General features: G+C 70.6%; 11 protein-coding genes. All 11 read right to left on the bottom strand.

Annotated features, from left to right (window positions below; genetic code table 11):
- Positions 1-8: 8 nt before the first annotated feature.
- Positions 9-920: a UDP-3-O-acyl-N-acetylglucosamine deacetylase gene (gene lpxC, locus C516_RS0107090; protein ID WP_018717669.1), complete on the bottom strand. Its 912-nt coding sequence runs from the start codon at positions 918-920 to the stop codon at positions 9-11.
- Between the two features lie 243 nt (positions 921-1,163).
- The gene (ftsZ, locus tag C516_RS0107085; protein ID WP_018717668.1) at positions 1,164-2,318 is read right to left on the bottom strand and encodes a cell division protein FtsZ; all 1,155 of its coding nucleotides are present in this window, start codon (positions 2,316-2,318) and stop codon (positions 1,164-1,166) included.
- A 59-nt stretch (positions 2,319-2,377) separates the two neighbouring features.
- The gene (gene ftsA / locus C516_RS0107080; protein WP_018717667.1) at positions 2,378-3,625 is read right to left on the bottom strand and encodes a cell division protein FtsA; all 1,248 of its coding nucleotides are present in this window, start codon (positions 3,623-3,625) and stop codon (positions 2,378-2,380) included.
- Positions 3,622-4,407 (bottom strand): cell division protein FtsQ/DivIB, encoded by a 786-nt coding sequence (locus C516_RS18880; protein ID WP_018717666.1) that lies wholly within the window; start codon positions 4,405-4,407, stop codon positions 3,622-3,624. The genes ftsA and C516_RS18880 overlap by 4 nt, the downstream gene beginning before the upstream one ends.
- Entirely contained in the window at positions 4,404-5,345 is a 942-nt protein-coding gene (locus tag C516_RS0107070) for a D-alanine--D-alanine ligase (RefSeq protein ID WP_018717665.1), read from the bottom strand. The genes C516_RS18880 and C516_RS0107070 overlap by 4 nt, the downstream gene beginning before the upstream one ends.
- Positions 5,338-6,231: a UDP-N-acetylmuramate dehydrogenase gene (gene murB / locus C516_RS0107065; protein ID WP_018717664.1), complete on the bottom strand. Its 894-nt coding sequence runs from the start codon at positions 6,229-6,231 to the stop codon at positions 5,338-5,340. The genes C516_RS0107070 and murB overlap by 8 nt, the downstream gene beginning before the upstream one ends.
- The gene (murC, locus tag C516_RS0107060) at positions 6,228-7,676 is read right to left on the bottom strand and encodes a UDP-N-acetylmuramate--L-alanine ligase (protein WP_018717663.1); all 1,449 of its coding nucleotides are present in this window, start codon (positions 7,674-7,676) and stop codon (positions 6,228-6,230) included. The genes murB and murC overlap by 4 nt, the downstream gene beginning before the upstream one ends.
- On the bottom strand, positions 7,673-8,749 hold the full coding sequence (gene murG, locus C516_RS0107055; RefSeq protein WP_018717662.1) for an undecaprenyldiphospho-muramoylpentapeptide beta-N-acetylglucosaminyltransferase: 1,077 nt from the start codon (positions 8,747-8,749) through the stop codon (positions 7,673-7,675). Before murG ends, murC begins: the two co-directional genes overlap by 4 nt.
- Entirely contained in the window at positions 8,746-9,936 is a 1,191-nt protein-coding gene (ftsW, locus tag C516_RS0107050) for a putative lipid II flippase FtsW (protein ID WP_018717661.1), read from the bottom strand. The genes murG and ftsW overlap by 4 nt, the downstream gene beginning before the upstream one ends.
- Positions 9,929-11,272, bottom strand: a complete 1,344-nt coding sequence (gene murD / locus C516_RS0107045) for a UDP-N-acetylmuramoyl-L-alanine--D-glutamate ligase (RefSeq protein WP_018717660.1) — start codon at positions 11,270-11,272, stop codon at positions 9,929-9,931. Before murD ends, ftsW begins: the two co-directional genes overlap by 8 nt.
- Positions 11,272-12,354, bottom strand: a complete 1,083-nt coding sequence (gene mraY / locus C516_RS0107040; RefSeq protein WP_026321001.1) for a phospho-N-acetylmuramoyl-pentapeptide-transferase — start codon at positions 12,352-12,354, stop codon at positions 11,272-11,274. Before mraY ends, murD begins: the two co-directional genes overlap by 1 nt.
- Position 12,355 lies beyond the last annotated feature (1 nt).

Below are 12,355 nucleotides of genomic sequence, written 5' to 3'. Positions count from 1 at the left end.
CTGCGGCCTCAGCCCACGGGGACGGGCTGATCGAAGGAGATCGGGGCGTCCTCGACCTCGTCGAAGGTCACGGCCTCCCAGGCATCCGCCTCCTGGAGCAGACGCCGGAGCAGGCGGTTGTTCAGTGCGTGGCCGGACTTGTAACCGGTGAAGGAGCCGACCAGGCTATGGCCGAGGAGGTAGAGATCGCCGATGGCGTCGAGGATCTTGTGCTTGACGAACTCATCGGCGTAACGAAGCCCGTCCTCATTGAGTACGCGATAGTCGTCCACCACGATCGCATTGTCGAGGCTACCGCCAAGCGCGAGATTGTTCTGCTGCAGGTACTCGATGTCCCGCATGAAGCCGAAGGTCCGCGCGCGACTCACCTCCTTGACGAAGGAGGTCGAGGAGAAATCGAACTCCGCGCGCTGGAGACCGTCGCTGAAGATGGGGTGATCGAACTCCAGGGTGAAGCCCACCTTGAAGCCGTCGAACGGCTCGAAGGCGACCCACTTGTCCCCTTCCTCGATGCGAACGGGGCGCTTGATCCGGATGAACCGCTTGGCGGCATTCTGCTCCTGCACGCCCGCGGAGCGGATCAGGAACACGAACGGGCCGGCGCTGCCGTCCATGATCGGCACCTCGGGGGCGGAGAGATCGACATAGGCGTTGTCGATCCCGAGGCCCGCCAGGGCCGAGAGGAGATGCTCCACGGTGGAGATACGCACACCGTCTTGGATCAGGCACGTGGAAAGCTGGGTGTCGCCGACGTTTTCCGGGTGGGCGCGAACCTCCACGGGCTCATCGAAATCGACACGGCGGAACACGATGCCGGTATCCGGTGCGGCCGGTCGCAGCGTGAGATAGACCTTCTCGCCCGTGTGCAGGCCGACACCCGTGGCACGGATGCTGTTCTTGAGCGTTCGCTGGCGGATCATTCGCTTGAGCTTCCCCCGGTGGCGCCGCGGTGGAGAGGGACATCCGTGCCGGCGCGTACGCAGATGCGGCCCGATACATTACGCAGACACATAATCACGCTAATTTAACAGACCGGTCCATAATTGTACACCTGGAAGGGAACGAGTTTCGTTCTCTTCCCCCAGAACGGGCCGGGTCCGCAAGGGGACCCGGCCAAGCGCTCGGAGAGACGACACTCAGGACAATTCGAGCCGGCCCGCCGCCTAGTCCGCCTGGCGGCGCAGGAAGGCCGGGATGTCGAGATAGTCCATGTCGCCCTCGTCCTGGCCCGACGGCCGGTCATTGGCCGCCTTCTTGCGAATCACCGTCGGACGATCGAGCTGCTGGTAGTCCACCTCGCCGGTCGAAGACCGCGCGACCGTGCGGGGCGCCTCCGCCGGCGTCTCGGCGGCGGGCTGGCCGGCACCGAGGCCGGTGGCAACCACCGTCACGCGCAGTTCGTTCTCGAGCTCCGGGTCGATGACGGTGCCCACGACCACCGTCGCGTCGTCGGAGGAGAACTCCTTGACCGTGTTGCCGACCTCCTCGAACTCGCCGATGGACAGATCCATGCCGGCGGTGACGTTGACCAGAATGCCCCGGGCGCCGGAGATGTTGGTGTCCTCGAGCAGTGGCGAAGCGATGGCCCGCTCCGCGGCCTCGCGTGCACGGCCTTCCCCGGAGGCGTAGCCCGAGCCCATCACGGCCATGCCCATCTCGGACATGATCGTGCGCACGTCGGCGAAGTCGACGTTGATCAGCCCGGGGCGGGTGATCAGCTCGGCGATGCCCTTGACCGCACCGAGAAGCACGTCGTTCGCGGATTTGAAGGCGTTAAGCAGCGTCAGCTCCTTGCCCAGCACCGAGAGCAGCTTCTCGTTGGGGATGGTGATCAGCGAGTCGACCTGGCGGCCGAGCTCCTTGATGCCCTCCTGCGCGACGCCCAGACGCTTGCCGCCCTCGAAGGGGAACGGCTTGGTCACCACGGCGACCGTGAGGATGTTCATCTCCTTGGCGACCTCGGCGACCACCGGCGCCGCCCCGGTGCCGGTGCCACCACCCATGCCGGCGGTAATGAAGACCATGTCGGCCCCGTCAAGGACCTCGGCGATGCGGTCGCGGTCCTCCATCGCGGCCTCGCGGCCCACCGTCGGGTCGGCGCCGGCGCCGAGGCCCTTGGTGATGTTCGCCCCGAGCTGGAGCGTGGTCTTCGCGGAGGTGTTGCGCAGTGCCTGGGCGTCGGTGTTGGCGCAGATGAAGTCCACGCCCTCGACGTCGGCGGACACCATGTGCTGGACGGCGTTGCCGCCACCGCCGCCGACACCGATCACCTTGATTACGGCGTTCTGGCTGAACGAATCCATGAGCTCGAATTTCATGTCGCGTCTCCTTTCCATTCGCAGCGTTTCAGCTGTTGTTCTGCTCTACCCGTGCCTCGTCAAAGATTCCCCTGGAACCACCCCTTCATGCGCGTCCAAAGCTGGTTGAATGCGCCACCCTCCGCCGTCTCGTCGGCGGGGAGTCCATGCCCGGCGTGGCGCTGCCGGCTGCCGAAAAGCAGCAACCCCGTTCCTGTCGCGTGGATGGGATTGCGCACGACGTCGGTGAGACCGGTGACACCCTGGGGCAGACCCAGGCGCACCGGCATGTGGAAGACTTCCTCGGCGAGCTCCACGGCGCCCTCCATCTTCGAGCTCCCGCCCGTGAGCACGACGCCCGCGGCCATGAGGTCCTCGAAGCCGCTGCGCCGCAACTCGTTCTGCACCAGCGTCATCAGCTCCTCGTAGCGGGGTTCGATCACCTCCGCGAGGGTCTGGCGCGAGAGCCGCCTCGGGGGCCGGTCGCCCACCGAGGGGACCTCTATGGTCTCCTCCGGACTCGCGAGCTGGGAGAGCGCGCAGGCGTACTTCACCTTGATCTCCTCGGCGTGCTGCGTGGGGGTACGCAGCGCCACGGCGATGTCGTTGGTGACCTGGTCGCCGGCGATGGGGATAACGGCGGTGTGCCGGATCGCGCCCTCGGTGAATACCGCGATGTCGGTGGTGCCGCCGCCGATGTCCACCAGGCACACGCCGAGCTCCTTCTCGTCCTCGGTGAGAACCGCCTGCGCGGAGGCGAGCTGCTCGAGGATGATGTCGTCGACGTCCAGCCCGCAGCGGCGCACGCACTTGACGATGTTCTGCGCCGCGCTGACCGCGCCCGTGACCATGTGCACCTTCGCCTCCAGGCGCACCCCGGACATGCCCACGGGCTCACGGATGCCCTCCTGGCTGTCGATGATGAATTCCTGGGGCAGGATATGGATGATGCGCTGGTCCGCCGGGATGGCGACCGCGCGGGCAGCGTCGATGACGCGGTCCACGTCCCCCTGGGAGACCTCGCGATCCCGGATGGCGACGATCCCGTGGGAGTTCAGGGAGCGCACGTGGGAGCCCGCGATGCCGGCGTAGACCGAGTGGATCTCGCAGCCGGCCATCAGCTCGGCCTCCTCCACCGCGCGCTGGATGGACTGCACGGTGGACTCGATGTTGACCACCACGCCCTTCTTCATCCCCCGCGAGGGATGCGAGCCGATGCCCACGACCTCCAGCTCGCCGGTATCCTTGAGCGCACCGACGATGGCGACCACCTTCGAGGTGCCCACGTCCAGGCCCACCAGCAGATTGCTGTCCTGCTTGCGACTCATCGCTTGGAATCCCCTCCGGTTGTCGGTTCCGAGGCCGGCGGTCCCCATTCCACCGCCAGGCCGTTCGGGTAGCGCAGATCCACGGCGGCAATGGCGCGGTCACCGGCGCGGCGTTGCACCGCCGGCCACGCTGCGAGCAGCCGCTGCAGGCGCTCGTCGAAGTCGTCCCGCCCGAAACGCAGGCGCATGCCGTTGTCCAGCCGCGCGACCCAGGCGCGGCGCTTGTCCAGGGTCAGGGCCACCGGCCGGCCCAGCTCGCCCAGGGCCTCGCGCAGCTGCTCGAAGCGCGCCCACACCAGCGACGCGCTACCCGCCGGCCCGCCGAGCTGCGGCAGTCCCTCGGGACGCTGCGGCGGAGTGAAACGCTCGCCCTTGGCGGAGAGCACGCCACGCTCGCCCCAGGCGGCGATGGGCTCGTGCTCCTGCACGCGGATCCGCAGCCCGGTGGGCCAGACCCGCCAGACCGCGGCGCTGGCGACCCACGGCAGGGCGGTTACCGCGTCGCGGATGGCGTCCAGGTCCACGAACAGCAGACCGTCACCCAGGTGCGGCGCCACGGCGGCACGCAGGTCCGCGTCCGCCACGTGGGCCAGGTCGCCCTCCAGACGCACCGCCTGGACGGGAAACGGGTCACTGCGGCGCAGGTGCGACCAGAACAGCGACGCGCCGGCGGCGACCATCACGGCCAGCACCGCACCGACGAGCCATCGCGTCGGTGTCCGCCGCCGGCCGGCGCCGCCGTCGACGCCGACCGGCCCGTTCATGCCCATGACCGCGCTCATCGCTCCCCGCCCCTCGCGCGGCTGGTGGCAAGGATCCGCCAGACCAGCTCACCCATGTCCAGCCCGGCCACCCGCGCCGCCGCGGGTACCAGGGAGTGGTCGGTCATGCCCGGCACGGTGTTGACCTCGAGCAGCCAGAACCGCCCGTCGCCGTCGCGCATCAGGTCCACGCGCCCCCAGCCTTCGGCTCCCGTCGCCTCGAAGGCGGACAGCGCCAGTTCGCCCAGGGCCCGCTCGGTGTCCGCCGGCAGACCGCAGGGGCAGTGCATGCGGGTATCCTCGGCGACATACTTGGCGTCGAAGTCGTAGAACCCGCGGGCCGACTCGATACGGATCGCCGGCAGGCACTCGCCGTCGAGGACCGCGACGGTGTATTCCTCGCCGGTGATCCAGCGCTCGGCGAACACCGCGGTGTCGTAGTCCGCGGCCCGGATCCAGGCCGCCTCCAGACCGTCGCGCTCGCCCACCCGGGACATGCCCAGGCTCGAGCCCTCGTTCGCCGGCTTGACCATCAGCGGCAGGCCCAGCTCGTCGACCACGCCGTCCCAGTCGGTGGCGTGGCCGAGCATGCGGAACGGCGGCGTCGCCAGGTCCAGGCCGCGCCAGATGAGCTTGGTGCGCAGCTTGTCCATCGCCACCGCCGAGCCGAGCACCCCACTACCCGTGTAGGGGATGCCCAGGGTCTCGAGGGCGCCCTGAATGGCACCGTCCTCGCCGCCGCGCCCGTGCAGCGCGACCAGGGCGCGGTCGAAGCCGAGCAGGTCCGGCAGTGCCCGGTCGCGCGGGTCGAAGGCATGGGCATCGACGCCGCGGCCGCGCAGCGCCTCCAGGATCGCCGCCCCACTCTTGAGCGAGATATCGCGCTCGGCGGACCAGCCGCCCATGAGCACGGCCACCCGGCCCGCATCGGCGGCGCTCTGCCACGTATGCTCAGTCATGACGCGCCTCCTCCCCGATGATGCGTACCTCCGGCTGCAGCGAGACACCGAAGCGCTCGCGCACGCACGCGGCGACATGACCGATCAGCGTTTCTATGTCCGCCGCGGTGGCCTCGCCGGTGTTGATGATGAAGTTCGCGTGTTTGTCGCTGACCCGCGCACCGCCGATGGCATGGCCCTTCAGGCCCGCCGCCTCGATCAGCCGCGCGGCGTGATCCCCGGGCGGGTTGCGGAACACCGAGCCGCAGCTCGCCTGCCCCATGGGTTGGCGCGCCGCGCGCTCGGCGAGAAGCTCGCGCACCCGATCGGCGAGCGCGGCGTTGTCGCCCCCCGGGGCGAATGCGAGACGCGCCCCCAGGAACCACTCGCCCGTCGGACCGGCCACACTGCGGTATCCGATCTCGAACTCCGAGCACGCCCGCCAGCGCCGCCCGCCGGCGTGGTCGACGGTCTCGACCTCGAGCACGTGGGCCCAGGTCTCGCCGCCCCACGCCCCGGCATTCATGGTCAGCGCGCCACCGAGCATCCCCGGGATGCCCGCAAAGAACTCCGCACCCACCAGCCCTGCCCGCCCGCAGGCCCGGGCGAGCTTGGCACAGGGCACCCCGGCCCCGGCCGTTACCTCGCCGGAGGCCTCCACATCCAGCCCCGCCAGCCCGCGGCCGGCCTGGATGACGACACCCGGCAGCCCTCCGTCGCGGACCAGCAGGTTGCTGCCGAGCCCCACCCAGTGCACCGGCGTGTCCGCCGGCAGCGCGGCGAGGAAACGGCACAGGTCGTCCGCATCCGCCGGGCGGTAGAGCCACTCCGCCGGCCCCCCGACCCGCCACGAGGTATGCCGGGCCATGGGCTCGTCGTGCAGGAGCTGGCCGGCCGTGCGGGTCATGCGCGCTCCTCCCCGTCACCGAACCGGGCGACCAGCGCCGGCGCGACGCCGCCGATGCTGCCCGCGCCCAGGGTGATCAGCAGGTCGCCGTCCCGGACCACGTCCGGGACCAGCGCACCCAGCTCCTCGACATCCGCGGCGAACACCGGATTCACCTGGCCCCGGGCACGCACGGCCCGGCACAGCGAGGCGCCGTCGACACCGGGCAGCGGCGCCTCGCCGGCGGCGTAGACCTCGCTGATCAGCAGCGCGTCCGCCTCCGAGAGCGCCCGCGCGAACTCGTCGAACAGCTCCTGGGTGCGGCTGTAGCGGTGCGGCTGGAACGCCACCACCAGTCGCCGCCCGGGCCAGCCCTCACGCACCGCGTGGATCACCGCGGCGATCTCCCGCGGGTGATGGGCATAGTCGTCCACCAGCAGCGCGCGGCCGCCGGGCAGCGCCAGCTCACCGTAGACCTGGAAACGCCGGCCGATGCCCTGGAAGTGCGCCAGCGCCCGCTGCATCGCCTCCTGCGGGATCTCCAGCTCGGCGGCGATGGCGATCGCCGCCAGCGCGTTCTGGGCGTTATGCCGGCCGGGCAGGTTGAGCGTAACCTCGAAGGGCTCGCCGTCCTCCACGGTGACCGTGAAGCGCGTGGCGATGCCGTCCTGACGGATATCGGTGGCGCGCACGTCGGCGTCCTCGGCGAAGCCGTAGGTCCGTACCGGGCAGGTCACCCGGTCCACGAGCTCGCGCACCTGCGGGTCGTCGATGCACATCACCGCCAGTCCGTAGAAGGGCAGGTGGTGCAGGAACTCCAGGAACGTCCCGCGCAGGCGCTGGAAATCGCCCTCGTAGGTGCCGAGATGGTCGGCGTCGACATTGGTCACCGCCGCGATCATCGGCTTGAGGTAGAGGAACGAGGCGTCGCTCTCGTCCGCCTCCGCCACCAGGTAGCGCCCGGCGCCGAGACGGGCGTGACTGGCCGCGCTGTTGAGCCGGCCACCGATGACGAAGGTCGGGTCCTGGCCACCCTCGGCGAGGATGCTCGCCACCAGGCTGGTGGTCGTGGTCTTGCCGTGGGTGCCGGCAACCGCGATCCCGAAGCGGAAACGCATCAGCTCCGCGAGCATCTCCGCGCGGGGCACCACCGGCAGCCGACGGCGCCGCGCCGCCTGCACCTCCGGGTTGTCCTCGCCCACCGCGGAGCTGATCACCACCGCGTCCGCGGCGGCGACGTGACCGGCGTCGTGACCGATGTAGACCGTCACCCCGAGACCGGCCAGCCGGCGCGTGATCGCATTCTCGCGCAGATCCGAGCCGGTGACCGTATAGCCGAGGTTGCACAGCACCTCGGCGATGCCGCCCATACCGGCGCCACCGATACCCACGAAATGCAGGTGTCGCACCCGGCCCATCGCGCCCGGCGCGTTCGGGTCCATGGCACCCTGCGGCATATCGCTCATGCCCCTACCTCCAGACAGACATCCGCCACCGCGCGCGCCGCATCCGGCCGGCCCTTCTCCCGGGCCCGGACGGCCATGGCGCGAAGACGATCGCGGTCGCCAAGCAGTTCCGAGAGCACCCGCTCCAGCGCCCCCCGCGCGAGCTCCGGCTCGCGCAGCATGAAGGCCGCCCCCGCGTCCACCAGGAACGCCGCATTCGCCGCCTGGTGGTCGTCCACCGCGTACGGATACGGCACCAGCACCGCCGCGCAGCCCGCCGCAGCGAGCTCCGCGACCGTGAGCGCACCGGCGCGGCAGATCACCAGGTCCGCCCAGGCGTAGGCGGCGGCCATGTCCTCGATGAACGGCATGACCTCGGCGTCCACTTCCGCCTGCTCGTAGGCCTGGCGGGCGACCGCGAGGGTGCGTTCGCCGGCCTGGTGCCGGACCTCAGGGCGCACCCCGCCCGGCAGGCCCGCAAGCACGCGGGGCACGGTCTCGTTGAGGGCCCGGGCACCGAGGCTGCCGCCGAGCACCAGCACCCGCACCGGTCCCTCGCGGCCGGCGAGACGCTCCTGCGGCGGCGCCACCGCGGCGACCGCGGCGCGTACCGGGTTGCCCACGAAGCGCGCTGCCGGCGCCCCCGGGAACGGACGGTCGAAACCGGTGAGCACCTGCGCCGCCATCCGGGCGAGGCGCTGGTTGGTCATGCCGGCGACGGCGTTCTGCTCATGGATGATCAGCGGCCGGCGCAGGAGCCAGGCGGCGATCGCCCCCGGCCCGCTGGCATAGCCGCCCATGCCGAGTACCGCGCGCGGCGAGCGCCGCCGCACCGCGGCGAGCGCCTGGAGCAGCGCCCGCAGGAGCATCCATGGCGCGGTCAGCGTGTCCCGCAGGCCGCGGCCGCGCAGCGCGCGCACGGTCACCGGCTCGAAGGGGATGCCAGCATTGCCGGCCACCCGCGCCTCCAGCCCGTGGGGCGTGCCCATCCACACCACCAGAACATCCGCCTCGCGCAAGGCCTCCGCCACCGCCAGGGCCGGGAACACGTGGCCGCCGGTACCGCCGGCGGTGATGATCACGGGCGCCGTCATGCCGCGACCCTCCCCGGCTCGTCCGTGGCCGCGGCCGCCGCGGCCCGACGCTCCCAGTCGACCCGGAGCACGAGCCCCACAGCGGCGAGGGTGACGACCAGGCTGCTCCCGCCATAGCTCATCAGCGGCAGGGTCAGGCCCTTGGTCGGCAGCAGGCCGAGGTTCACGCCCATGTTGATGAACGCCTGCGCCCCCAGCCAGAAGCCGACGCCCCAGCATACGTACGCGCCGAACGGCCGGCCCTCGTTGAACGCAGCCACGCCGATGCGCAGGATGCGCCAGACCATGAACGTGAACAGCGCCACCACCGCCGTCACGCCGAGGACGCCGAGCTCCTCGGCGAGCACGGAGAAGAGGAAGTCCGTGTGCGCCTCGGGCAGATAGAACAGCTTCTGCACGCTGTTGCCGAGCCCCACCCCGAACCAGCCGCCGCGGCCCACCGCGATGAGCGCCTGGGTGAGCTGGAAACCGCTGTCGAACGGGTCCGCCCAGGGGTTGAGAAAGCCGGTCAGTCGCTCCCAGCGGTACGGCGAGCTGACGATCAGCCCGGCCGCGGCAATGACGCCCAGGGCGGCCAGCAGCAGCATGCGGGACAGCGGCGCCCCGCCCAGGAACAGCACCACCGCACCGGTGGCGAGGATCACCGCGGCGCCGCCGAAATCCGGCTCCATGAGCAGCAGGCCCGCCACCAGCGCCAGGATCGCCACCGGCACCAGGAATCCGCTGAAGCGTGTGCGCAGTGCCTCGCCCCGGCGTACCACATAGCCGGCGAGATAGATCAGCACCCCGAGCTTGGCGACTTCGGAGACCTGCAGGTTGACCACACCGAGGGGCAGCCAGCGCACCGCGCCGTTGACCTCGCGGCCGACCCCGGGCAGCAGCACGACGACCAGCAGCAGCAGGCTCACGCCGAGCAGCCCCGGTCCGGCCGCCTCCAGGTCGGTGGTGCGGACCAGCATCAGCCCGAGGGTGACGACGATCACCCCCATGACGGTAAAGAACCCCTGGCGATAGAACAGCGAGAGGGCGGCCCCGGTCTCGCGCTCGGCCACGGCCATGGATGCCGAGGCGACCATGACCAGACCGAAAACCAGCAGCACCCCCACCGTCGCCACCAGCGGCCAGTCCAGCGCGGCCGGGATATCCCGCCCCTGCGGCGTGAATCGGGCCAGGGCGCGCTCAATCATGGCTCAGCCCCTCCACGCACGCCTGGAACGCACGTCCGCGCTCGGCATAGTCCGTGAACATGTCCTGGCTGGCGCACGCCGGGCTCAGGACCACCGCGTCCCCGGGACGGCTCAGTGCCGCCGCCCGGTGCACGGCCCCGTCCATATCCACCGCGGTCTCCACGGGGCAGACATCCGCCAGCACCGCCGCGATCGCCGCCGCATCGGTGCCGATGAGCACCGCAGCGCGAACCCGGCCGCGCAGGGCCGCCGCCAGCGGTGCGAAATCCTGGTCCTTCCCCTGACCGCCGGCGATGAGCACCAGCGGCTGCGCGATCCCGGAGACGGCGGAGACCGTGGCACCGACATTGGTGCCCTTGGAATCGTCGTAGTAGTCACGACCGGCCACGTGGGCGATGTGCGCCATGCGGTGCGGCAGCCCGCGGTAACGCGACAGGGCGCGGGCCATCGCCGCCCAGGCCAGGCCGATGGCGTCACCCAGCGCCAGCGCGGCCAGGGCGTTGGCACGGTTGTGCGTGCCCGGCAGCGCCAGCGCCTCCACCGGTGCGCACGGGCTGTGGCCGCGGGTGAAACGGCCGTCGGCAATCCCCCAGTCACAGCCCTGCGGCCGCCCCGTGGTAAAGCCCACGGAGTGCGGACCGTGGGCCATGGCGGCGACCACCCGATCGTCGCGGTTGATCACGGCGGTCGCCGCGCGCTCGTAGATCCGCGCCTTGGTGGCCGCGTAGTCGCCCAGCCCGTCGTAGCGGTCCATGTGATCGGCGCTGACGTTGAGTACCACCGATGCCGCCGGCGCCAGGCTGGTGACGGTCTCGAGCTGGAAACTGGAGAGCTCGAGGACGTAATAGTTCGGGACCGGACGCTCGAGCAGTGCCAGCGCCGCAGGCCCCAGGTTTCCGCCCGCCGCGGCATTCAGCCCCGCCTCCTGGATCATCGCGGCGACGAGCGTGGTTACCGTGCTCTTGCCGTTGGAACCGGTGACAGCGATCACCGGGGCCTCGGCCGCGCGGGCGAACAGCTCGATCTCGCCGATCACCTCCACGCCGGCGGCCCGGGCAGCGGCGATCGCCGGCACCCTGGGATCGACCCCGGGGCTCAGGACCACGGTGTCGCCCCCCCGCAGCAGCGCGGCATCGAGGTCACCGACGGCCTGGATGATCTCCGGGTGCTCGTCACGCAGCCGGGCCGCATACGGCGGCTCGGCACGTGTATCCGTTACCGCCACCCGCCAGCCCTGGCGCCGGAGATGGCGCGCACAGGCGTAGCCGGTCTCGCCGAGGCCGACCACCGTCGCGCGGCGCGCGTTCTCCGGGTTGTGGTCCTTTATTGCCATCATCAGCGCAGCTTCAGTGTTGCCAGACCGATGAGCACGAGCACGACCGTGATGATCCAGAACCGCACGATGACCCGCGGCTCCGGCCAGCCCTTGAGCTCGAAGTGGTGATGCAACGGCGCCATGCGGAAGATCCTCCGCCCGGTAAGCCGGTACGAGGCCACCTGCAGCATCACCGAGACCGTCTCGACGACGAACACGCCGCCCATGATGAACAGCACCAGCTCCTGGCGGACGACCACCGCGATGGTGCCCAGGGCCGCCCCCAGCGCAAGCGCGCCGACGTCGCCCATGAACACCTGCGCCGGGTACGTGTTGAACCAGAGAAAGCCCAGCCCCGCCCCCACCAGGGCACCGCAGAACACCACGACCTCGCCGACGCCGTGGATGAACGGGATGCCGAGGTAGGTGGCGAAGTTGGCATGGCCGGTGGCGTAGGCGAAAACGCCCAGTGCGCCGCCCACGAGCACGCTGGGCAGGATCGCGAGGCCGTCGAGGCCATCGGTGAGGTTGACCGCATTGGAGCTGCCCACGATCACGAAATACGCCAGCGGCAGAAACAGCCAGCCCAGCGGCAGCACGACGCTCTTGAAGAAGGGCACGATCAGCGAGGTCTCCACCGGCGTCTGCGCGCTGGTGAACAGCACCAGCGCGGCCACCAGGCCGACCGCGGACTGCGCCAGGTACTTCGCCCGGGCGGACAGGCCGTGGCTGCTGCCGCGGGTGAGCTTGAGCCAGTCGTCGGCGCCGCCGATGACGCCGAACGCCAGGGTGACCAGCAGTACCATCCACACGAAGCGGTTGGTGAGGTCGCTCCACAGCACCGTGGCCACGGCGATCCCCACCAGGATCAGCGCACCGCCCATGGTGGGTGTGCCTGCCTTGGAGAGATGGGTCTGGGGGCCGTCCTCGCGGACGTACTGCCCGATCTGGTAACGCACCAGACGGCGGATCAGGACCGGGCCGACGAGCAGCGCAATACCGAGCGCGGTGAGCGTGCCGAGGATGGCCCTGAACGTGAGGTACTGGAACACGTTGAAGCCGCTGTAGAAGCCCTCGAGCCAGTTCGCCAGTGCCAGCAGCATG

Source organism: Arhodomonas aquaeolei DSM 8974 (genome assembly GCF_000374645.1).
Taxonomy (GTDB): domain Bacteria; phylum Pseudomonadota; class Gammaproteobacteria; order Nitrococcales; family Nitrococcaceae; genus Arhodomonas; species Arhodomonas aquaeolei.
Note: the sequence above shows the minus strand (reverse complement) of the source record. Positions and strands in the feature narration are given on the sequence as shown.

Coding starts and splice junctions, on each gene's coding strand:
- lpxC (WP_018717669.1), bottom strand. CDS start 920: ATGATCCGCCAGCGAACGCTCAAGAACAGCATCCGTGCCACGGGTGTC.
- ftsZ (WP_018717668.1), bottom strand. CDS start 2,318: ATGAAATTCGAGCTCATGGATTCGTTCAGCCAGAACGCCGTAATCAAG.
- ftsA (WP_018717667.1), bottom strand. CDS start 3,625: ATGAGTCGCAAGCAGGACAGCAATCTGCTGGTGGGCCTGGACGTGGGC.
- C516_RS18880 (WP_018717666.1), bottom strand. CDS start 4,407: ATGAGCGCGGTCATGGGCATGAACGGGCCGGTCGGCGTCGACGGCGGC.
- C516_RS0107070 (WP_018717665.1), bottom strand. CDS start 5,345: ATGACTGAGCATACGTGGCAGAGCGCCGCCGATGCGGGCCGGGTGGCC.
- murB (WP_018717664.1), bottom strand. CDS start 6,231: ATGACCCGCACGGCCGGCCAGCTCCTGCACGACGAGCCCATGGCCCGG.
- murC (WP_018717663.1), bottom strand. CDS start 7,676: ATGAGCGATATGCCGCAGGGTGCCATGGACCCGAACGCGCCGGGCGCG.
- murG (WP_018717662.1), bottom strand. CDS start 8,749: ATGACGGCGCCCGTGATCATCACCGCCGGCGGTACCGGCGGCCACGTG.
- ftsW (WP_018717661.1), bottom strand. CDS start 9,936: ATGATTGAGCGCGCCCTGGCCCGATTCACGCCGCAGGGGCGGGATATC.
- murD (WP_018717660.1), bottom strand. CDS start 11,272: ATGATGGCAATAAAGGACCACAACCCGGAGAACGCGCGCCGCGCGACG.
- mraY (WP_026321001.1), bottom strand. CDS start 12,354: ATGCTGCTGGCACTGGCGAACTGGCTCGAGGGCTTCTACAGCGGCTTC.